Consider the following 21207-nt stretch of genomic DNA (forward strand, 5'->3'; position numbering starts at 1 on the left):
CCGCACGCGAAATGTTTCGGTTTGACAACAGCGGCGGCGTGCTGTCATCCTCTTCGGCAGGTCACGAGTACCAGCATCAAGCCCCGGCTCGCTGGTCGGCAACCCTCCTCCGCGGTGGGGTGCTCCGGGTGACGACCAGGCTGTGGTTCCAACACCGGACGCAGCAAGCGCGGACTCCGCCGGCGATCCATCATCGTCGTGGCGATCACCGACGGGTCCCTGGACAGACAAGGGATTACTGATGACTGCTGCAACGACCGCCACCTGCATCGCCCCCATCGCTCGCGTTTCCGGCTGTGACCTGCAGGTTCCGCTCGTCCAGGGCGGTACCTGCACCTACGCCAACTTCGACTACGCCGCGAGCGCTCCGGCCCTGGCCGCCGTCACCGACCGCATCGCCGAACTGCTGCCCTTCTACGCCAGCGTTCACCGCGGCGCCGGCTATGCCTCGCGTGTGACCACGGACGCCTACGAGAAGTGCCGGACCGTGGTCTCCGGATTCGTCGGCGCCGCCGACGACCAGGTCGTCGTGTTCACCCGCAACACCACCGATTCCCTGAACCTGCTCGCGACCGCCGTGCCCGGTGACGTCGTGCTCCTCGACATCGAGCACCACGCGAACCTGTTGCCGTGGAAGAACTCCCGCATCGTCGAGGCCGCCGACACGGTCGCCGGGACGGTCGAGCGACTCGCCGCGGAACTGCGCCGCGCGCCGGCCGCGCTGCTCGCGATCACCGGAGCCTCGAACGTCACCGGTGAGCTGCTGCCCATCGAGGAACTCGCGAACCTCGCGCACGAGTGCGGTGCCCGCATCCTCGTCGACGGCGCACAGCTGGTCCCGCACCGCCGCATCGACCTCGCCGCGACCGGCGTCGACTACCTCGCGTTCTCCGGTCACAAGACGTACGCGCCGTTCGGTGCCGGCGTCCTGGTCGGCCGCCGCGACTGGCTCGATGTCGCCGAGCCCTACCTCGCCGGTGGCGGCGCGGTGCGCGAGGTGCGCCTGGACCACACCGACTGGGCCTGCGCCCCGGCGCGCCACGAGGCCGGTTCGCCGAACGTGCTCGGCGCGGCCGCGATCGCGGCGGCCTGCGAAGCGCTCGCCGGTTTCGACGCCGACGCCGTCGCCCGCCACGAAGAGGAACTGAGCCGTCTGCTGGTCGAGGGTCTGCGCGAAATCGATGGCGTCGAACTGCTGCGCCTCTGGGAGGACTCGAGCGAGTCCGTCGGCATCGTGACCTTCACGGTCGCGGGCTACGAACCCGCCGAGGTCGCGGCGTACCTGTCAGCGGAGCACGGCATCGGCGTCCGCGACGGTCGTTTCTGCGCGCATCCGCTGCTCGCCCGCGTCGGCCGCGCCGGAGGTGCGGTGCGTGCCTCCCTCGGCCTGGGCAGCTCGTCCGCCGATGTGGAGCGTCTGGTCGGTGCCGTGCGTCGCCTCGTCGAGCACGGCCCGTCCTGGACCTACGCGAAGACCGACGGCCTGTGGGGCCCGTCCCCGGAGACCCGCCCGGGTCTCGCGGCGGAGGGCGCGGGCGCGTCGGAGTGCGTCTGATCACCCCGATCGACAATTTCCCACAAGATCGGTAGGGTATTGCCCATGGCATCGCAGACCGCATCGAACGTCGTCGCACAGTGGTGCCGTCGTCATGTCGATCTGTGCCGTACCGCTTCCGGCATGTGTACGAGCTGAACGACACCCCAGTCTCCACAGCTCATCGCCGCGGGATCGCCTGCGGCAGTTCGAAGGAACCCCACATGTCGTACAACAACATCGTTCACACCGTGTCGTCCGCGCGCCCGCTGCGTGTCGCCGTCGAGCTCTCCGGTCCGTCCGGCCCGCACTACTGGGCCGATCTCACCGCCGGCCGGCCCGGCGAGGAGTCGCTCGATCTCAGTGCGCCGCAGCCGAATGTCGTGCGGATCCGCGCCACCGATCTGCGCGAGACCCGCAAGGCCACCGATCGCGTCCGTGCCGGGCTCGTCGCCGAGGGTCGGGACCCCGGCAGCGTCACCGTCCTGGTCGATCTCGAGGTGGTCGTCGCATCCGAGGCCCGCAGCGCGCGGAAGCAGTACGCGCAGTTGGATGTTCCGCGCGCGTCGGACACCCTGTCGTACGTCGGTACCCCGCAGGGGCTCGCCGGCCTCATCGCCGACATCCACTCCACGCACGTCGCGGACGGTGTCACCCTCGTTCCGCTGGCGGCGCCGTTCACCGTGGAACACATCATCGACGGAACGCTGCCGTGGCTCGAGGCCCGCGGCCTCGCGGCGACCGCGCCGTCCGTCGTGGAAGTGTTGCGCCGCTTCGGAACCGGTGGCCGGGGCCTCGTCCGCGCCTCCTGAGTATCCCGGCGCGAGCCGGTCACGATTCGAAAAGCCGAGTGGGGCGAGAGAACGGATTCTCTCGCCCCACTCGCTGTGTCTTCAGGCCGAACGCCGGGTCAGGGGTTCGACGACGTGCACGCCGGGATCGGGGTCGAAACGGTAGCCGGTTCCCCGCACCGTCGTGATGATGGATCCGAATCTTCCCAGCTTCGTGCGGATTCGGGACACGTGGACGTCGACGCTGCGACCGCGTCCGTGGTCGACGCTCGCCGCGGCGGGATCGAGTTCGCGCAGTACCGATCGGGACACGACCACGCGAGGTCGCCGGACCAGGCGGGACAGGATTTCGAATTCGGTGTGGCTGAGTGGAACCCGGGCGTTGTCGAGGATCACGTCGCGGGCCGGAAGATCGATCACCAGCGGCACCGGTGTGGAGCTGAGCAGCGTGTGTGTGCTCGCTCCCGGCACGAGGTCCCGAGCGGTTTCGCGCAACGCGTCGGCGAGCGCGGCGAGATCCGCCGACGAGCGCACGCCGGTGTTCGAAAGCTGAACGACCAGTACGAGTTCGGGTGTTGTGGTCATGGTGTGGTGTCCAATGGTGTGGGCCGGTGGTAGACGCCGTCGTGGTAGAGCAACGGCGCCGCCGTCGACTCGGTGTCGGAGACGTGCGTGTGGGTGACGAGGCCGACGACCAGCGTGCTGTCTCCGGCCGGAATCAATTGGTGCACAAGCAGACGCAGGCGCACGGGAGTGTCGTGGAGTACCGGTTCGCCGGTGTCGAGGCGGTCCCACAGGGAACGGTCGGCGAAGCGTTCCTCGGCGCTGCGTGCGAAACGCTGTGCCAGATGCTGCTGGTCCTCGCCCAGGAGGTGCACCACGAGCGAGTCCGCCGCGTGCACGGCGTCGATGCTCGACGAGGTCCGAGTGATGTTGAACGACACCAGCGGTGGGTTCAGCGACAGCGAGGAGAACGACGTCGCGGTGAAGCCGACCGGGCCGTTTCCGGCGTCGAGCGTGACGACGGTGACGCCTGCCGGGTGGCGGCGCAGCGCGGAGCGGTACTCCTCGTTGCCGACGCCCAGGGCGAACTCGGGTGCGGTGGCGTCGGCGCGATCGGCGACAGGGGAATGTGATGTGGGCATGGCCGTCCCTGGAAAGGCTCGTCCCCGGAAGAAACTGGGGGACAAGGCGAGTGATGAGATGGAATCGGTGTGGGCGTCAGGCCGCACACAGGCACGAGCGGGTACGGCACAGGTCGACGTGCCTGCGGCTCCACGCTCGGATAGTCACGGTGACACTATAGTGCAGCGGTTCCGGTTCCGATACCGCGGGCCGGTCAGTCCATGTCCACGTCCATGCCCGCGGTGATGCGCAGAAGTTCCCGATAGGTCGTGCGGAACACCGTGTTCGGGTATCCGCCCGCGGCCCACAACAGCGGATGCGCCTCGAGCGCGCGATCCACATAGGTCGGCAGATTGGTGGGGTGGCCGAGCGGCGCGACACCGCCGACCGGTTGCGCGGTGACCTCCGTGACAAGCTCCGGCGACGCCGGCACCAGTGTGCCGCCGAGGCGCTCGCCGCAGCGCCGGACATCGACCCGATGGGCTCCGGAGACCAACAAGAGAACCGGTTCGCCGTCGAGTTCGAACACGAGCGATTTCACGATCGCACCGACGTCGACGCCCAGCGCCGCGGCCGCCTGCTCGGCGGTGTGCACCGACTCCGGCTGGGTGAGGATCAGGCCGGGATGGCCGCGGGAGATGAGCGTGTCGGCCACGTGAACGGCGTTCGGATGCAGTGTCGCGGACATGGTTCCAATGTAGGAGCGGACCGCAACTGTCGCGCGGGGATCAGTAGAGCGGAAAGCCGTCCTCCGGTCCCAGCATGCGTTCGAGGCGGGTGCGCGTGATCTTCGCGAGTTCGTCGGTGCGGATCTTCCGCTCGGCGTCGATCTCGTTGTCGAGGCGGTGCACGAGGTCGACGAGCAGCTCGTCGGGCCCGCGGTCTGCCGCACACCACAGATAGCGGAAGCCGAACGTCTCCTCGTACACCTGCGCCGAGTGGGCGATCTCCGCCATCATGAGCGGATCGTCGGTCCACACCGAACACTGCTCGGCGCGCGAATGGGTGCTGCGCGGCCGGACACCGACGATCGGGTGGCACTCCAGGGCCTCGGCGATGCTCGACTCGTCCAACGTGACGAGCACTGCGTCGGCGCGGGCGAACAGTTCGGTGTAGCTCGCGTACGGGCGTCCGGCGGCCACCGGGTTCGCCCAGGCGAGCGTCGCGCAGCATTCGTACAAGGCGTGAACGGTGCCGCGGCGGCTGAGGGCGTTGAACGCACCGAGACCGATTCCCTGATGCAGAAGCATGGCCTGCGCTCCTCTCCGAGACGGACCGCCCCGGGAAACCCCGGCGCTGCGGTCGGATCCAGCTTCCCTCGTGTGCGGGCGTGTCTCCAGAGCTGTGACCGGGAGTTTTCGAGTCTTTAACACCGCTCGGGGTGAACGTGACGGGGAGCTCGGTGTGAACGACCGGCAAAGATATTACTCTCGAGTAATGACCGATCATTCCAGCTGGAAAGCATTCACCGTCGAGGTCGAGGCGCACGTCGCACGCGTGACCCTCGTCGGACCCGGCAAGGGCAACGCCATGGGACCCGAGTTCTGGTCCGAGCTGCCCGAGGTGTTCGCCGCACTCGACGCCGACGACGAGGTGCGCGCCGTCGTCCTCGCCGGCTCCGGCAAGCACTTCTCGTTCGGGCTGGACCTGCCCGCGATGAGCGGCGACCTCGGCAAGGTTCTCGCCGACAAGGCGCTGGCCAAGCCGCGCACCGACTTCCACGCGATGATCAAGCGCATGCAGGCGGCGATCACCGCCGTCGCCGATTGCCGCAAGCCCGTCGTCGCCGCCGTGCAGGGCTGGTGCATCGGTGGCGGCGTCGACCTGATCACCGCGGCGGACATCCGCTACGCCTCGGCGGACGCCAAGTTCAGCGTCCGTGAGGTGAAGGTCGGTATGGTCGCCGACGTCGGGACCCTCGCCCGCCTCCCGCTCATCGTCGGCGACGGCCACACCCGCGAACTCGCCCTCACCGGCAAGGACATCGACGCCGCCCGCGCCGAGAAGATCGGTCTCGTCAACGACGTGTTCGACGACGCCGAGGCCACCCTCGCCGCCGCCCACGCGACCGCCGCGGAGATCGCCGCCAACCCGCCGCTCGTGGTCCACGGCATCAAGGATGTCCTCGATCACAGCCGCTCCCCGCAGGTCGACGACAGCCTCCGCTACGTCGCGGCGTGGAACGCGGCGTTCCTGCCCTCCGAGGACCTGACCGAGGCCATCTCCGCCATCTTCGAGAAGCGCCCCCCGAACTTCCGGGGAGCCTGATCTTCGGGCTCCACCCGAAACGAGCGAACGGTACATCAGTCGGTCAGATCGACTGAATGTACCGTTCGCTCGGAAAAAGAGGGGGTCGAAAGAGACCGGCTCGGCTCAGTGGCCGCCGTTCTCCTTCAGCCGCGCGATCGACGCCTCGACCTCGGCCTCGGCCTCGGCGCGACCGACCCAGTCGGCGGCCTCGACGTGCTTGCCCGGTTCGAGATCCTTGTAGTGCACGAAGAAGTGCTTGATCGCATCGAGCTCGAACTGCGCGACGTCGGAGATGTCCTGGATGTGATCCCAGCGCGGATCGCCGGCCGGCACGGCCAGGATCTTGTCGTCGCCACCGGCCTCGTCGACCATCTTGAACATGCCGACGGGGCGGGCCTCGACGATGACACCCGGGAAGACCGACTCGGGGAGCAGCACCATGCAGTCCAGCGGGTCGCCGTCCTCGCCGAGGGTGTTCTCGATGTAGCCGTAGTCGGCCGGGTAACCGAACGACGTGTAGAGGTAGCGATCCAGCTTCACGCGGCCGGTCTCGTGATCGACCTCGTACTTGTTGCGCTGTCCCTTGGGGATCTCGATGGTGACGTCGAACTCCACGCCGGTGTCCTCACTTCGTCGGTGATTGGCTGTCGCTCCAACTGCCGCGATCGCGGCGATGGTCCGCAGAGAGGATAACGGGAGCGGGGCTACCCTGGTGGACGCAGGTGCCGGACCCACCCGGGCGGCCACCAGGGCGCGGGAGTCTCGAACGCAGCGGAGGCGTGTTGGCGGGTCAGGATAAGAACAAGAAGCTCGGCGGGCTCGAAGCGCGCCGCCGACGAAGCCTCCGCATCCTGATCGGCATCTGGGGCACCGGATTCCTCGCGCTCGTCGTCGGCGGCACATTCGCGCTGTCCGAGATCGTGGGCAGCGACGCCGAGGCCGCGATCGCTCCGGCGCCCGGCCCGGTCACCGCGACCCCTCAGGTCGCTCCCGTGCCCGCCGACGCTCCGGCGCCCGTCGCCGCCGCGCTCGGCGCGATTCTGGCGCCCACCGTGGCCGATCCCGCGCTCGGCACCCTCACCGGGTCCGTCACCGACACCGCCACCGGCACGGTCCTGTGGGCGCAGGATCCCGACCGCCCGATGATTCCGGCGTCGACCACGAAGGTCCTCACCGCCGCGGCGGCGCTGCTGTCGCTGCCACCCGACCACCGGGTGTCCACGCGGGTCGTCGAGGGCAGCCGTCCCGGCGAGATCGTGCTCGTCGCCGGCGGCGATCCCACGCTCACCGCTCTTCCGGTCGGGCAGGACGGCTTCTACCCGGGCGCGCCGCGCGTCGCGGATCTCGTTCAGCAGATCCAGCGTTCGGGTGCCGTCGTCGACACGGTGCTCGTCGACGTCGGCAGCTACATGGGCGATCCGATGGCCACGGGGTGGATGCCGTCGGACGTCGGGGGCGGCTACATCGCACCGATCGAACCGGTGATGCTCGACGGCGGCCGGTCGATTCCGAACGCGGACGAATCTCCGCGCAGCCCGACGCCCGCGCTCGACGCCGGCCGCGCCCTCGCCGCGGCGCTCGGCGCCGACCCCGCGACCGTCGCGGTCGGGACCGCATCCCCGGGGGCCGCGCCCCTGGCGTCGGTGCAGTCGGCACCTCTGCGCGACCGGCTCCGCCAGATGATGGACCACTCCGACAACGTCCTCGCCGAGACGATCGGCCGCGAGATCGCGATCGCGTCGGGCTCGCCGGCGTCGTTCTCCGGGGCCGTGGACTCCGTGCTCCGCACCCTCACGGCCGCCGGATTCGACGTCGGCGGCGTCACCATGCACGACGTGAGCGGCCTGTCCGTGGACAATCGCATTCCCACGCGGCTGCTCGACGCGGTGATGGCATCCGCCGCCGGCACCGACCAGGACGCGCTGCGCCCGATGCTCGACTACCTGCCGGTCGCGGGGGCCACCGGAACCCTCAGCGCCCGCTACGCATCCGCCAACCGCGACGGCGCCGGCTGGGTGCGCGCGAAGACCGGCACCCTCTCGGAGGCGAGCGGGCTGGTCGGAACCGTCGTCGACGTCGACGGGCGGGTCCTGTCGTTCGCACTGATCGCCAACGGCCGACCGCCCGGCGAGAGCCGGTCTGCACTCGACGCGGTCGCTGCGACTCTCCGGGGGTGCGGATGCCGATGACCGGCCGCGACCACACCATCGGCGACGCGATCGACTGGTCGTTCGCGGCCGGGGTGGGTGCGCGACTGGCCCGGCCGGGTCCGGCGATGTCCCGGTACACCGCCGATGCCGTCGTGGCCGAACTCGCCGACGCCGCCGACCGGGCCGAGCAGCCGGTGCGGGAACTCACCGGTCTCGGTGACGGCCACGACGCTCCGGCGCCCGCCCGGGTCGTGGACCGCAGCGGCTGGGTGCAGGCCGCGGCGGGGTCGATGGCCGACCTCACCGGCGGCGGACAGAACGGCACGTCCTGGATGGGCAAGCCCGCCGGCATGCAGGCCGGCGCGATGCTCGCGTACCTGTCGTCGGCGGTACTCGGCCAGTACGACCCGTTCTCGCGGACCCTGCTCCTCGTCGCACCGAACGTCGTCGCGGTCGAACGCGCGTTGAAGGTCCCGACCGCGGACTTCCGCTTGTGGGTGTGCCTGCACGAGGTCACCCATCGGGTGCAGTTCGCCGAGGCGCCGTGGATGGTCGAGCTGATGCGCACCGCCACCGCCGAACTCGGGGCCGCCGCCGACGAGCCCGTCTCCGAGCTGGTGGGCCGGGTCGTCGCCGTCGTCCGCGACCGCCGCAGCAACGACGAGAAGCAGATGTCCGAGCGCGGTGTCCTCGGTCTGCTGCGGGCCACCCAGTCGGAATCCCAGCAACTCGCCCTCGACCGCATGCTCGCGCTCGGCACCCTCCTCGAAGGCCACGCCGACCACGTCATGGATGCCGTCGGCCCCGGGGTGGTTCCCGCGGTCGGCCGCATCCGCCGGGCGTTCGACAACCGGCGGCGCCGCAGCTCGAACCCCGTTCATCGGGTGATCCGCGCGCTGCTGGGCGTGGACGCGAAGATGGCGCAGTACGTGCACGGCAAGAAGTTCGTCGACGCCGTCGTCGCCCGCGTCGGGATGGCGGAGTTCAACGCCGTGTGGTCCGGCCCGGACGCGATGCCCACGCTCGCCGAGATCGACGACCCGGACGCCTGGATCGCCCGGGTCCTGGGCTGAGCGGCGTGGAACAGGACACGACCGTGGACCGGGACACGGCTGTCGGGAGCCGTCCGTTGCTGCCCGAGACCCCGGCGATCCACGAGGTCCGGCTGGCCGTGCGGGCATGGCTCGGCCGCCACGAGGTGCGGGCGGTGGCGGTGGGTCTTTCCGGCGGCGCGGACTCGGCCGCCCTGACCGCCGCGGCGGTCGCCGAGGCGGATTCGGTGCGGGCGGTCGTCGTCGATCACCGGCTGCAGGCCGGCTCCGATGTCGTCGCGGCGCGGGCCGCGGATTTCGCCCGTGCGCGGGGGTGCACGTCGGTGCAGGTCGTCCCGGTGGAGGTGACCGGGCCCGGTGGGCTCGAGGCTGCGGCTCGGGCCGTGCGGTACCGGGCACTCGACGACAACCGCGCCGACCTGCCGGTGCTGCTCGGGCACACCCTCGACGACCAGGCCGAAACCGTGCTGCTCGGCCTGGGCCGCGGCTCCGGCCTCCGTTCGATCCGCGGCATGGCCGATTTCGACGAACCCTGGGGCCGGCCGCTGCTCGGAGTGCGGCGCTCGGTCACGCGAGCGGCGTGCCGCGAGTTCGGGTACGAGCCCTACGAGGACGCGCACAACAGCGATCCGCGGTTCACCCGCGTGCGGTTGCGCACCGAAGTGCTGCCGCTGCTCGAAGAGGTGCTCGGCGGCGGTGTCGCGCCGGCGCTGGCCCGGACGGCGGCGCAACTACGCGAGGACGGGGAAGTGCTCGACGCGGCCGCGGACGAGGCGCTGGTCTCCGCGGGTGGAGACGGCGCCGGACTCGACGTGGAATCGCTCGAGCCGGTGCACCCCGCGGTGCGGCGGCGCGCGCTGCGGCGCTGGCTCGCCGAAGCCGGTGCGTCGGCGCCCACGGACCGGACGTTGCGGGCCGTCGACGACCTGATCGGCCGCTGGCACGGGCAGGGTCCCGTGGCGGTCGGGCGTGGGCCGCGACCGGGGACCAGGTTGGTCGTGTCGCGTCGGCGTGGCAGGCTGGTCATGGTGTTCGTCGACCAGCAGCGGTGTGCGGACGACTGACGGAAGGGCAGGAACGAACCGGTGTACGAGAGCGACATTGCGTCGGTATTGATCTCCGAAGAGCAGATCAAGGAGCGCACGGCCGAGCTGGCCGAGTCCATTGCCAAGCGTTACCCGGTGGGTGCGCCCGAGGGCGACCTTCTGCTCATCGGCGTGCTCAAGGGTGCGATCTTCTTCATGACCGACTTCGCCCGTGCCATGCCCATCCCCACCCAGATGGAGTTCATGGCGGTCAGCTCGTACGGGTCGTCGACGTCGTCGTCGGGTGTGGTGCGCATTCTCAAGGACCTCGACAAGGACATCGCGGGCCGCAACGTGCTCATCGTCGAGGACATCATCGACTCCGGCCTCACGCTGTCGTGGCTGATCCGCAACCTGTCCTCGCGCAATCCCGCGTCGCTCGAGGTGGTGACGCTGCTACGCAAGCCCGAAGCCGTCAAGATCGACGTGCACGTCGCCGATGTCGGCTTCGACATCCCGGACGAGTTCGTCGTCGGCTACGGCCTCGACTACGACGAGCGGTATCGCGACCTTCCGTACATCGGCACCCTCGACCCCAAGGTCTACTCGAGCTGACGTCGGCGCCCGGCACGTTTCAGTGCCCCGGTATGTTTCAGTGACGCAGCATGTTTCAGTGACGCAGCATGTTTCAGTGACGCAGCGCGACGGTGCGTCGCAGTGCCTCGAGGTCCTGTTCCATGAGCCGGAACAGCCAGTACACCAGCACGAACGCGGCGATGCTGCCGACGGACAGCACCCGCACCGCGAACAGCACCTGCGGGATCTCGTAGGAGTTCAGGAACGTCACCCCGGCGACCCCGACGAGCGGGACCGCCGCAGCCAGGGCCAGGTAGCGGACGCTGCGGCGGTGCAGACCGTCGAGTTCCCGGGCGTCGGTGGCGTCGGTGGATCCGTGCGGCAGGAACGCCGGATACAGCGACCGCACGACATAGAAGGCGACGAAGAAGAACGGGTAGGCCACGGCGATCGCGCCGCACACCGCCATCGAACTGACGAAGTGCGTGGCGGCGCGCGTGTCGATCTCCCCGGTGATCACGCTCAGTGCCACGGGGAAGATGATGCCGGCCAGGATCCACAGGCTCATCACGACCGCCGCGACCCTGTCGCTGAACAGCAGCGCGTCGTGTCTGGTGCGGGCCAGCGTGACGGCGTCGTAGGTGCGTCCGTGTTGCAATCCGCGCGGCACGGTGATCAGGCGACGGCCCAGGTACACGATCACCAGGGCACCGAGGGGGAACAGCGTCGCGTTCACGATCAGCGACACGACCTCGAAGTTGTGCCTCGCGTCCGGCGGTAGCTTCTCGATGATCAGCGACGAGTTGTGCTGGTAGTTGTAGAGCGCTGCGAGGGCGTTGGGAATCCCGATCGCGGCGACGAGGACCGGCACGACGGGTCTGCGCAACCGGGCTCGCCAGCTGTCCGGTGGGGGATCGACGAGGTCACGGGCGCGGTGGTCGAGGCACAGGTCGAGTTGCTGGGCCAGTTCCGTGCCCGACGACCAGCGGTCCGCCGGATCCGGTTCGAGACACTTCGCGAGTACCCGCCGCAGCGTCTGCGGGCAGTCCGCGGGCAGCTTCGCCATCATTTCGGGGGTCAGGCCGCCGCGCCGGCGCCGCACCATCGTCTCGAGAGCCGGGAGAGTGTTCGTGTCGAGTGCCTCGCCCGGCTCCGGATCCCCCGGGCGGACGCCCGCCAGCAGCTCCCACAGCATCACTCCGAGGGCGTAGATGTCGCTGCGGGTGTCGAGGTCCGCGGCGGATCCCGGCAATCCCGGATGGCACGCCTCGAGCTGTTCCGGCGACATGTAGGCGAGGGAGCCGCCGAGATAGGCGACGGGGGAGCTGCCCCCGACGGACTCGGCGTAGCTGATGTTGAAATCGGCCAGCTTCGGCACACCCTCCGCGGTGAGCAGCACGTTCGCGGGTTTGACGTCGCGGTGCAGCACACCGCGACCGTCGGCGTAGGCGAGCGACTCCGCGAGCCGCCGTCCCAGCCACGCCACGGTTTCCGGCCAGGTCAGCGATTCGAGTTCGCCGCGCACGGTCGATTCCGCCGGCCGGATCTCGCCCTTCTCCGCGAGGGTCGCGTCGATGACGTCGAGCAGCATCGAGCCGGCGCGCTGGTCCGGCGGGGTGCGCCGCACCCGGTGCAGCACGTGCAGCAGTGTCCCGCCCGGGACGTACTGCATGTACAGCAACCGCAGACCCTGATCCGGGAGGATCCGCTGGTCGAACACGCGGACGATGTAGTCGTGGTCGAGCTGCGCGAGGGTCTGCGCTTCGCTGCCCTGGTCGGGAGAGATCTTCACCGCCACGAGTCGCTGCATCGAGAGCTGGCGGGCCAGGAACACCCGGCCGAAGGCGCCGCGGCCGAGGCTGGTGAGCAGGTCGAAGTCGTCGATCCGCCGTCCGGCGCGCAGTTCGTCGACGGTGACGGGGACGCCGGGGGTCATCGGATCGGTCACGGCGTCGGCGGCCCGGGTGACCTCCGCGGTGCGGGTGGCATCGAACCGGCTCGTCTCGGCGCCCGCGACCTCGGTGGTCTCGGCGCTCGGTATCCGAGTCGGTTCGGTACCGGACAAGGCGTGCGGATCCCGCTCGGCCATGCGAAATGATACCCACGCCCACGACCCCTCCCGCAGGTGAAGTTGCTCCGCCGAACCGGCCGCGGTACGGGAACGCTGCGTCGGTCCGGGTCGTTGAAGCTCGCGAGGGGCGGAATACGCACCGGCGACGACATCTGCACACGCGGTAATCTGGCTGTGGCCGGATCGTCACCGGTCGACGCACGCTCATCGACGATGACCGCACTGATGACCGCACTATCGAAAGGACCGGCCGGCCGGGCCGAACCTGTATGAATCGCAAGACAGTGTTCCGTAATCTGGCGATAGTCGCCGGCATTCTGTTGGTCATCTACGCCTTCAGTTACTTCGGGAACGACACGCGTGGATTCACCAAGGTCGACACCTCGGTGGCACTCGCGCAGCTCGACTCGAAGAACGTCTCCAAGGCCCAGATCGACGACCGCGAACAGCAGGTCCGTTTGTGGCTGAACAACGGAAACGACGCCACCGAGAACCAGACGCAGATCATCGCGAAGTACCCGGCCTCGGCGTCGGAACAGATCTTCGACAAGGTCGCCGCGTCGGGCGCCGGCGAGTTCGACACCGCCGTCACCCAGGAGAGCTGGCTGACGTCGATCCTGCTGTTCGTCGTTCCGATGATCATCCTGCTCGGCGTGTTCTTCTTCATGATGACGCGCATGCAGGGCGGCGGCCGCGGCGGCATGATGGGCTTCGGCAAGTCCCGCGCCAAGCAGCTCTCGAAGGACATGCCGAAGACGACGTTCGCCGACGTCGCCGGCGCCAACGAGGCTGTCGAAGAGCTGTACGAGATCAAGGACTTCCTGCAGAACCCGGCCCGTTACCAGGCGCTCGGCGCGAAGATCCCGAAGGGCGTGCTGCTGTACGGCCCGCCCGGCACCGGCAAGACGCTGCTCGCACGCGCGGTCGCGGGTGAGGCCGGGGTTCCGTTCTTCACCATCTCCGGTTCCGACTTCGTCGAGATGTTCGTCGGTGTCGGCGCATCCCGGGTGCGCGACCTGTTCGAGCAGGCCAAGCAGAACAGCCCCTGCATCATCTTCGTCGACGAGATCGACGCGGTCGGCCGCCAGCGCGGTGCCGGCCTCGGCGGCGGTCACGACGAGCGCGAGCAGACCCTCAACCAGCTGCTCGTCGAGATGGACGGGTTCGGCGACCGGCAGGGCATCATCCTCATCGCCGCGACGAACCGCCCCGACATCCTCGACCCCGCGCTGCTGCGTCCCGGCCGCTTCGACCGCCAGATCCCGGTGACCAACCCGGACCTCGCCGGCCGCCGCGCGATCCTCCAGGTGCATTCCAAGGGCAAGCCGATCGACCAGAACGCCGACCTCGAAGGTCTGGCGAAGCGCACGGTCGGCATGTCCGGCGCCGACCTGGCGAACGTCGTCAACGAGGCCGCGCTGCTCACCGCCCGCGAGAACGGCACGGTGATCACCGAGGCGATCCTCGAGGAATCCGTCGACCGCGTGATCGGCGGTCCGCGCCGCAAGAGTCGCATCATCAGCGAGCACGAGAAGAAGATCACCGCCTACCACGAGGGTGGACACACCCTCGCCGCGTGGGCGATGCCCGACATCGAGCCCGTGTACAAGGTGACGATCCTCGCGCGCGGCCGCACCGGCGGTCACGCCATGACCGTTCCCGAGGACGACAAGGGCCTGATGACCCGATCCGAGATGATCGCGCGTCTCGTCATGGCGATGGGTGGCCGTGCCGCCGAGGAACTCGTGTTCCACGAGCCCACCACCGGCGCGTCGTCCGACATCGACCAGGCCACCAAGATCGCCCGGGCGATGGTCACCGAGTACGGCATGAGCGCCAAGCTCGGCGCGGTGCGCTACGGGCAGGAACAGGGCGACCCGTTCCTCGGCCGGTCCATGGGACAGGCATCGGACTACTCGCACGAGGTGGCCCGCGAGATCGACGAGGAGGTCCGCAACCTCATCGAGGCGGCCCACACCGAAGCGTGGGCGATCCTCAACGAGTACCGCGACGCGCTCGACGCGCTCGCCGGGGAACTGCTCGAACACGAGACGCTCACCCGCAAGGACCTCGAGCGGATCCTCGCGTCCGTGGAGAAGCGTCCACGCATCACCGCGTTCAACGACTTCGGCGAACGCATCCCGTCGGATCGCCCGCCGATCAAGACCCCCGCGGAGCTCGCCGCCGAACGCGGTGAGCCGTGGCCGCCGCAGCCCGCGGTCCCGAACCTCGCGAAGCCGCAGCCGCTGCCCTCACAGCCGGTGACGCAGCAGCAGGCGCCCCAGCAGCCGGTGATGCCGCATCCGGAACCGGCCCAGCAGCCGGAGCCCTCCCGGTCGGCCACCTCGCAGCAGTACCCGCAGGCCGGCGGTCCCGGTGGGTACGGGACTCCGCCGCAGGGCCCGGGCAACGGCTATCCCGCGCCGCAGCCCGTCCCTGCTTCCGAGCCGATGCCCGGTTTCCCGCAGCCCGGCCAGTACTCCGGCGGGCCGCGGCACGCGACCCGGCCCGACTACGGCGCTCCCGCAGGATGGTCGGCGCCTGGGTGGCCGCCGCAGGAGCCCGAACAGCCACGCAGCACGTATCCCGGCTACCCTCAGTGGACTCAGCCTGCGCGTCCCGCCGACGCCGGCGATCGGCAGGACGAGAATCAGCAGGCACCGGAGCCGCCGCCCACGCAGCCCTGGGAGGGGCCGACCGGCCCGCGCTGAGCCGATTTCAACGAGAGTGGAGGACGGTCGGGTGTCGGTGAACCACCTGGATAGCACTGGGACTGCCGTGACGGCGCCGGGCGACGAGGAGCAGCTGAGTCTGGCGACCGGCCGGGCCTTCGATCAGGCCCGGGCCGAAGCCGCGGTCCGCGAACTGCTCATCGCGGTCGGTGAGGACCCCGACCGGGAAGGGCTGCTGGACACCCCGCGCCGCGTCGCGCGCGCATACCGCGAAGTGTTCGCCGGGCTGTACACGGATCCGGACGAGGTGCTCAACACGACGTTCGACGAAGGTCACCAGGAACTCGTCCTCGTCCGCGACATTCCGCTGTACTCCACCTGCGAACACCACCTGGTGTCCTTCCACGGCGTCGCGCACGTCGGCTACATCCCCGGCCCCACCGGGCGGGTCACGGGACTGTCCAAGCTGGCGCGGCTCGTCGATCTCTATGCGAAGCGCCCGCAGGTGCAGGAACGGCTCACCAGCCAGGTCGCCGACGCGATCGTCCGCAAGCTCGATCCGCGCGGCGCGATCGTCGTCGTCGAGGCCGAACACCTGTGCATGGCGATGCGCGGCATCCGGAAGCCCGGCGCCAGCACCACGACGTCGGCGGTGCGCGGGTTGTTCCAGACCAGCTCGGCGTCCCGCGCCGAAGCCCTGGATCTGATCCTGCGCCGGTGAGCGCGCTGCAGAACCTGAGACGCCCGGTCGTCATGGGTGTTCTCAACGTGACCAGCGATTCGTTCTCGGACGGTGGTCGCTACCTGGATCGCGACGCGGCGATCGCACACGGACTGGAACTGCGGGCGCTCGGCGTCGACATCGTCGACGTCGGTGGTGAATCGACCAGGCCGGGCGCGCAGCGCGTCGACGCCGAGGTCGAGGCGGGCCGCGTCGTCCCGGTGATCGAGGCGCTCGCCGCCGAAGGTGTCGTGACCAGCGTCGACACGATGCGCGCGTCGGTCGCCGAAGCGGCGATCGCGGCGGGCGTGACGCTGGTCAACGACGTGTCGGGTGGTCGCGCCGACGCGGACATGGCCACGGTCGTCGCGTCCGCGGGCGTGCCGTGGATTCTCATGCACTGGCGGCCGGCGGACGGATTCGTTCATGCCGGCGGTTCCACGCACTACGACGACGTCGTGCGCGAGGTGCGCGACGAGCTGCTCACCCAGGTGGATGTGGCGGTCGCTGCCGGGGTGGACCCGCAGGATCTGATCCTCGATCCCGGCCTCGGATTCGTGAAGCAGCCGGACCACAACTGGGAACTGCTGCGGCGGTTGCCGGAGCTGACCGAGCTCGGATTCCCGGTGCTCATCGGCGCATCCCGCAAGCGATTCCTCGGTTCGCTGCTCGCCGACGCCGACGGCAATCCCCGCCCGCCCGCAGGACGCGAGGTCGCGACCGCGGTGGTGTCGGCGCTCGCGGTCACCCACGGCGCGTGGGGGGTGCGCGTGCACGACGTGCGGTCGTCGCTCGACGCGCTCGCGGTCGCAGGGGCCTGGCAGCGGGGTAGTGCGGCAGGAGAGGCGGAATGAGCGATCGGATCGAACTGCGCGGCCTGCGGGTGCGCGGCAACCACGGAGTGTTCGAGCACGAGAAGCGCGACGGTCAGGACTTCGTGATCGACATCGTCGTCTGGACCGACCTCGCGCCCGCCGCGGCGAGCGACGCCCTCGAGGACACGCTCCACTACGGGATCCTCGCCGAACGCGCCGCCGCGATCGTCGCCGGCCCGTCCCGGGACCTGATCGAGACGGTGGCGGGGGAGATCGCCGACGACGTGCTCACCGACCCGCGGGTCGAGCGGGTCGAGGTCACCGTGCACAAGCCGTCCGCCCCCATCCCGCTGACGTTCGGGGACGTCGCGGTCGTTGTCGATCGGACGCGGCAGCCATGAGCCGGGCGGTGCTGTCCATCGGGTCGAACCTGGGGGATCGGCTCGCGCATCTGCGCTCGGTCACCGAGGCGCTGGGCGATCGGATCGTCGCGGTCTCACCCGTGTACACGACGGCACCGTGGGGTGGAGTCGACCAGCAGGATTTTCTCAACGCCGTCGTGGTCGCCGACGACCCGGAGCTCGACAGCCGGGGCTGGTTGCGTCTCGGACAGCAGCTCGAAGCCGCCGCCGACCGGGTGCGGGTGCAGCGGTGGGGGCCGCGCAGCCTCGACGTCGACGTGGTGACGTGCGACGAGATCGTCAGCGACGACCCGGAACTGACGTTGCCGCATCCGCGGGCGCATCAGCGCGCGTTCGTACTGGTGCCGTGGCTCGACGTCGCACCGGACGGCACGCTCACCGTCGACGGTGAACGCAGGCCGCTGACGGACTGGCTCGCCGACCTCGACGACGCCGAACGCGCCGGGGTGCACCGCACGGATCTCCGGCTCGGCTTTCACCCCGAAGACCGGGAACCCGACGAGGGGGAGCGCCGGTGCTGAAAGCGACACGTATCCGCGACCTGCTGGCCTTGGCGCTGCTCGCCGCGGTCGTGTCGTGGTTGCTGGTCCGCGTCCTGTACGGATCGCTGCCGCCGATTCCCGTCTACGCGGGTGCCTCGCTGTACCCGGTGGCAGTGCTCGAAGTGGTGCTGGCCTTCATGATCCGCTCGCGCGTCGGCAAGCGGGAGATCGGCGACGGGCCGCGCCAGCTGCATCCGATCACGGCGGCCCGCGCGGTCGCGCTCGCGAAGGCGTCCGCGCTCGTCGGTTCCGCGGCCTTCGGGGTCTGGGTGGGTTTCCTGCTGTACCTGCTGCCGCAGCGGTCGTTCCTCCAGGCCGCCTCCGAGGACACCGCCGGCGTGGTGGTCGGAGCGATCGGCGCCGTCCTGCTCGTCGCGGCGGCCCTGTGGCTCGAGCACTGCTGCAAGACGCCCGAGGACCCCGGCGAGCCCGCGACCTGAGATCCCCGCCATCGAGTCTCGGGGATCGCGCCCGGGACCAGTACCCTTGTCCGCATGGGCAGCTCGGGCCGGGACAGGAACGAACGTCGGCAATGGCGCAGCGCGAGTTCGATGATCGTCGCGGCGCTCCTCGCCCTCGCCATGGTGGCGTCGCTGTTCCTGGTCTTCAGTCAGAGCGTTCAGCTGCTGCGCGTCGGCATCGTCGTCGCACTGTGGGCCGCGACGATCGGGGCGATCGCGATGACGAAATACCGTCGCGAATCCGCCCTCGAGAAGGCCAAGGTCGAGGATCTCAAGACCGTCTACGAACTGCAGCTCGAGCGGGAGATCTCGGCGCGGCGCGAATACGAACTGACCGTGGAGCAGAAGGTCCGTTCGCAGATGAAGGTCGAGGCCGACGAAATGGCCCAGCTGCGTGCCGAACTCGCCGCGCTGCGCCGCAACCTCGAGATGCTGTTCGACGGACGCATGCCGGAGGACCGCACCGCGCTGAACGCCGTCGTGAAGCCTGTTCAGGAGATCGGGACGCGCCCGAATTCGTCACAGGTCAGTGCCCCGCGGCCGGCGGGTCCGGCGTTCGCATCCCCGGACGACGAACCGCTCACTGCGGAGACGACCGCGGTGACGTCGGATCCGGCCGACCCGCCGCACACGGCCGAACCGCCCAAGCCGACCGGAACGCCGAAGCCGACCGGAGCGCCGAAGCCGACCGGAGCGCCGAAGCCGCGGGTCGCGCCGTCCGGGCAGGAGAAGGGATCCGGGAAGGATCCGGATTCCCGTCCGGACGCGCCCGCTCCCGAAGGCCTGCACGAAGCGCCCGGTGAGTCCGCCGTCGTCCTGCCGGACGCACCTCCGAACGGGCGTCGAGCCCGCCGGCTCCGGGCCGAGGCGGCCGGTGAGGAGAGCGCGCAGCAGGGCCGCAGCGTCGCCGAGATCCTCGCGTCGCTGTCCACGGAGCGCTGATCGGGGACCTTTTCGACCCCGACCGGGAGTCTCTCCGGGGGTCGCCCGCCCTTGCGGTGAGGCGTAGATCACGCCCGGCACCCGTGGCCGACGCAGATCGCGCCGCGCTATTGTCGGGCAGAACGTCTGGTACCCGCCGAGCGGGACTGGAACGAACGAGAGGACTCCCGTGAATTCCTTCGGGATCACAAACGCGCCTGCCCCCGCACGCCTCACCGTCGGAATCGTCTCCGCCGGTCGTGTGGGCACCGCGATCGGCGCGGCACTCGAGAAGGTCGGCCACGTGGTCGTGGCCTGTTCCGCCGTGTCCGAAGCGTCCAAGCATCGGGCCCGGACCCGCCTGCCCGATTCCGAGATCCTGCCCGTCGACGTCGTCGCGGGCCGCTGCAACCTGCTGATTCTCGCTGTTCCCGACTCCGAACTGGCCGAGCTCGTCACGGGCCTCGCCGCGACCGGAGCGGTACCGCGGGGCACGATCGTCGCCCACACCTCGGGAGCCAACGGCATCGGGGTGCTGGCACCGCTCACCGAGCAGGGTGTGGTGCCGCTCGCGATCCACCCGGCCATGACGTTCACCGGCCACGACGAGGACACGGCCCGGCTGTCCTCCGCGTGCTTCGGGATCACCGCCGCCGACGACATCGGCTACGCGATCGCGCAGTCCCTGGTCCTCGAGATCGGCGGGGAACCGGTCCGGGTACGCGAGGACCTGCGCCCGCTCTACCACGCGGCGCTGGCCCACGGCAGCAACCACCTCGTCACCCTCGTCGTCGACGCCGTCGCGGCACTGCGCGTCGCGCTCGAGGGCCAGGAACTGCTCGGCCAGCAGCTCGTCGACGACGATCCCGGCGGGGTCGCCGAACGGGTGCTGCAGCCGCTGCTCGTCGCCGCTCTCGACAACGCGTTGCGTCGCGGTCCGTCGGCGTTGACCGGCCCGGTCGCGCGCGGTGACGTCGCGGCGGTCGCCACGCATCTGCAGGTGCTCGACGAGGTGGATCCGCGCATCGCCGCGGGCTACCGGGCACTGTCGCTGCGGTCGGCGCAGCGTGCAGGCTCGAAACCGGAGCTGATCGAGCTCCTCGAAGGGAATGATCACGGTGAGTGAAACGGGACGGGGCGGGTACGTGCGCGGTGAACTGACCGTGCATCACGATCCCGCTGCCTTGACGAAGGTGACCAAGGCGCTGCGCGGCGTCGGACGGACGGTCGCGCTGGTGCCGACCATGGGTGCGCTGCACTCCGGTCATCTGGAACTGGTGCGTCAGGCCAAGCTGACCGGCGCCGTCGTGGTCGTCTCGATCTTCGTCAATCCGCTCCAGTTCGGTGAGAACGAGGACCTCGACGCCTACCCCCGCACCCTCGACGCGGATCTCGCGTTGCTGCGCGAGGCCGGGGTCGAGCTGGCGTTCGTGCCGACCGTGTCGGCGATGTACCCGGAGGGGCGCCGCACGATGATCCACCCGGGTCCGCTCGGTGCGGAACTCGAGGGCGGCAGCCGGCCCACGCACTTCGCGGGCATGCTCACGGTGGTGGCGAAGCTGCTGCAGATCGTCGCGCCGAACACCGCGTACTTCGGTGAGAAGGACTATCAGCAGCTCGCGCTGATCCGGCAGATGGTCGCCGACCTGAACTTCGACGTCCGCATCGTCGGTGTTCCGACGGTGCGGGAACAGGACGGGCTGGCCCTTTCGTCGCGCAACCGCTACCTCGACGAGACGCAGCGGCAGACCGCGACCGTGCTGTCCGCCGCGCTCGTCGCGGGGGCGCACGCGGCGGCCGGTGGCGCCGAGGCGATCCTCACGGCCGCCCGCGAGGTGCTCGCGTCCGCGCCGGAGATCGAGCTCGACTACCTCGAGTTGCGCGGTGTCGATCTCGGAGAGCCGCCCGAGCGTGGCGACGGCCGTCTGCTGGTGGCCGCGCGAGTCGGGACCACCCGGCTCATCGACAACGTCGGTGTCGCGATCGGCACCGGCTTCCTGGAACGGGCGACCGGACCGGTCGACCCGGCCGTCGACGACCTCCTGAATCGCTGAACAAGCAGAACCAGAACGACAAGAG

Annotated in this window: 23 protein-coding genes and 1 riboswitch; of the genes, 17 read left to right on the forward strand and 6 right to left on the reverse strand. The window is 69.9% G+C overall.

Features of this window, described 5'->3' with window-relative positions; genetic code table 11:
• The first annotated feature begins 59 nt into the window (after positions 1–59).
• A riboswitch (SAM riboswitch) is annotated at positions 60–176 on the forward strand.
• 65 nt (positions 177–241) lie between these two features.
• The 3 genes from ACWDTS_RS16690 to ACWDTS_RS16700 all read left to right on the forward strand — a co-directional run bounded on the left by ACWDTS_RS16690 (position 242) and on the right by ACWDTS_RS16700 (position 2346).
• Entirely contained in the window at positions 242–1555 is a 1314-nt protein-coding gene (locus ACWDTS_RS16690) for an aminotransferase class V-fold PLP-dependent enzyme (protein WP_450118635.1), read from the forward strand.
• 45 nt (positions 1556–1600) lie between these two features.
• Complete coding sequence (locus tag ACWDTS_RS16695) at positions 1601–1693, forward strand: putative leader peptide (protein WP_368862574.1); 93 nt, start codon at positions 1601–1603, stop codon at positions 1691–1693.
• A gap of 65 nt (positions 1694–1758) precedes the next feature.
• Positions 1759–2346, forward strand: a complete 588-nt coding sequence (locus ACWDTS_RS16700; RefSeq protein WP_197251358.1) for a hypothetical protein — start codon at positions 1759–1761, stop codon at positions 2344–2346.
• A gap of 81 nt (positions 2347–2427) precedes the next feature.
• Here ACWDTS_RS16700 and ACWDTS_RS16705 read toward each other — a convergent pair whose 3' ends face one another.
• From ACWDTS_RS16705 to ACWDTS_RS16720, 4 genes are all read right to left on the reverse strand, one after another.
• On the reverse strand, positions 2428–2910 hold the full coding sequence (locus ACWDTS_RS16705) for a winged helix-turn-helix domain-containing protein (RefSeq protein WP_197251357.1): 483 nt from the start codon (positions 2908–2910) through the stop codon (positions 2428–2430).
• On the reverse strand, positions 2907–3470 hold the full coding sequence (locus ACWDTS_RS16710; protein WP_197251356.1) for a flavin reductase family protein: 564 nt from the start codon (positions 3468–3470) through the stop codon (positions 2907–2909). Before ACWDTS_RS16710 ends, ACWDTS_RS16705 begins: the two co-directional genes overlap by 4 nt.
• 194 nt (positions 3471–3664) lie before the next feature.
• A complete protein-coding gene (locus tag ACWDTS_RS16715; protein ID WP_197251355.1) occupies positions 3665–4138 on the reverse strand; it encodes a YbaK/EbsC family protein in 474 nt (157 codons plus the stop codon).
• 40 nt (positions 4139–4178) lie between these two features.
• Complete coding sequence (locus ACWDTS_RS16720) at positions 4179–4700, reverse strand: 2-oxo-4-hydroxy-4-carboxy-5-ureidoimidazoline decarboxylase (protein ID WP_450118636.1); 522 nt, start codon at positions 4698–4700, stop codon at positions 4179–4181.
• A 187-nt stretch (positions 4701–4887) separates the two neighbouring features.
• Between ACWDTS_RS16720 and ACWDTS_RS16725 the strand changes: the two genes are divergently transcribed.
• A complete protein-coding gene (locus ACWDTS_RS16725) occupies positions 4888–5718 on the forward strand; it encodes a crotonase/enoyl-CoA hydratase family protein (protein WP_197251353.1) in 831 nt (276 codons plus the stop codon).
• 105 nt (positions 5719–5823) lie between these two features.
• Here the strand turns inward: ACWDTS_RS16725 and ACWDTS_RS16730 are convergent, their stop codons facing one another.
• A complete protein-coding gene (locus ACWDTS_RS16730; RefSeq protein WP_197251352.1) occupies positions 5824–6315 on the reverse strand; it encodes an inorganic diphosphatase in 492 nt (163 codons plus the stop codon).
• Between the two features lie 164 nt (positions 6316–6479).
• Here ACWDTS_RS16730 and dacB point away from each other — a divergent pair, with 164 nt between their 5' ends.
• The 4 genes from dacB to hpt are packed head-to-tail and all read left to right on the forward strand — an operon-like array spanning position 6480 to position 10542.
• Positions 6480–7889, forward strand: a complete 1410-nt coding sequence (gene dacB / locus ACWDTS_RS16735) for a D-alanyl-D-alanine carboxypeptidase/D-alanyl-D-alanine endopeptidase (protein ID WP_450118637.1) — start codon at positions 6480–6482, stop codon at positions 7887–7889.
• Positions 7886–8923, forward strand: a complete 1038-nt coding sequence (locus ACWDTS_RS16740; protein ID WP_374068621.1) for a zinc-dependent metalloprotease — start codon at positions 7886–7888, stop codon at positions 8921–8923. Before dacB ends, ACWDTS_RS16740 begins: the two co-directional genes overlap by 4 nt.
• 5 nt (positions 8924–8928) lie before the next feature.
• Complete coding sequence (gene tilS / locus ACWDTS_RS16745; protein ID WP_248675816.1) at positions 8929–9966, forward strand: tRNA lysidine(34) synthetase TilS; 1038 nt, start codon at positions 8929–8931, stop codon at positions 9964–9966.
• A 21-nt stretch (positions 9967–9987) separates the two neighbouring features.
• Positions 9988–10542 carry a hypoxanthine phosphoribosyltransferase gene (gene hpt / locus ACWDTS_RS16750; protein ID WP_197251350.1) on the forward strand — a complete coding sequence of 185 codons (555 nt, stop codon included), beginning with the start codon at positions 9988–9990 and terminating at the stop codon, positions 10540–10542.
• A gap of 73 nt (positions 10543–10615) precedes the next feature.
• Here hpt and ACWDTS_RS16755 read toward each other — a convergent pair whose 3' ends face one another.
• Complete coding sequence (locus ACWDTS_RS16755; protein ID WP_450118638.1) at positions 10616–12592, reverse strand: protein kinase domain-containing protein; 1977 nt, start codon at positions 12590–12592, stop codon at positions 10616–10618.
• A 251-nt stretch (positions 12593–12843) separates the two neighbouring features.
• On the opposite strand from ACWDTS_RS16755, the gene ftsH reads away from it, so the two are divergent.
• The 9 genes from ftsH to panC all read left to right on the forward strand — a co-directional run bounded on the left by ftsH (position 12844) and on the right by panC (position 21182).
• Positions 12844–15285, forward strand: coding sequence for an ATP-dependent zinc metalloprotease FtsH (ftsH, locus tag ACWDTS_RS16760; RefSeq protein ID WP_197251348.1), 2442 nt, complete (start codon positions 12844–12846; stop codon positions 15283–15285).
• Positions 15286–15301: 16 nt separating this feature from the next.
• Entirely contained in the window at positions 15302–15967 is a 666-nt protein-coding gene (gene folE / locus ACWDTS_RS16765) for a GTP cyclohydrolase I FolE (RefSeq protein WP_374068620.1), read from the forward strand.
• Between the two features lie 32 nt (positions 15968–15999).
• Entirely contained in the window at positions 16000–16821 is an 822-nt protein-coding gene (gene folP, locus ACWDTS_RS16770) for a dihydropteroate synthase (protein WP_450118671.1), read from the forward strand.
• Entirely contained in the window at positions 16818–17183 is a 366-nt protein-coding gene (gene folB / locus ACWDTS_RS16775) for a dihydroneopterin aldolase (RefSeq protein WP_450118639.1), read from the forward strand. The genes folP and folB overlap by 4 nt, the downstream gene beginning before the upstream one ends.
• Positions 17180–17725 (forward strand): 2-amino-4-hydroxy-6-hydroxymethyldihydropteridine diphosphokinase, encoded by a 546-nt coding sequence (gene folK, locus ACWDTS_RS16780; RefSeq protein ID WP_450118640.1) that lies wholly within the window; start codon positions 17180–17182, stop codon positions 17723–17725. The genes folB and folK overlap by 4 nt, the downstream gene beginning before the upstream one ends.
• A complete protein-coding gene (locus ACWDTS_RS16785; protein WP_197254528.1) occupies positions 17719–18186 on the forward strand; it encodes a DUF3180 domain-containing protein in 468 nt (155 codons plus the stop codon). The genes folK and ACWDTS_RS16785 overlap by 7 nt, the downstream gene beginning before the upstream one ends.
• 54 nt (positions 18187–18240) lie before the next feature.
• Positions 18241–19149, forward strand: coding sequence for a DUF6779 domain-containing protein (locus ACWDTS_RS16790; protein WP_197254527.1), 909 nt, complete (start codon positions 18241–18243; stop codon positions 19147–19149).
• A 169-nt stretch (positions 19150–19318) separates the two neighbouring features.
• Positions 19319–20254, forward strand: coding sequence for a Rossmann-like and DUF2520 domain-containing protein (locus ACWDTS_RS16795; protein WP_197254525.1), 936 nt, complete (start codon positions 19319–19321; stop codon positions 20252–20254).
• Positions 20238–21182, forward strand: a complete 945-nt coding sequence (gene panC, locus ACWDTS_RS16800) for a pantoate--beta-alanine ligase (RefSeq protein ID WP_450118641.1) — start codon at positions 20238–20240, stop codon at positions 21180–21182. The genes ACWDTS_RS16795 and panC overlap by 17 nt, the downstream gene beginning before the upstream one ends.
• The last annotated feature ends 25 nt before the right edge of the window (positions 21183–21207 follow it).

The sequence above is a fragment of the Rhodococcus sp. NPDC003383 genome, assembly GCF_053589115.1.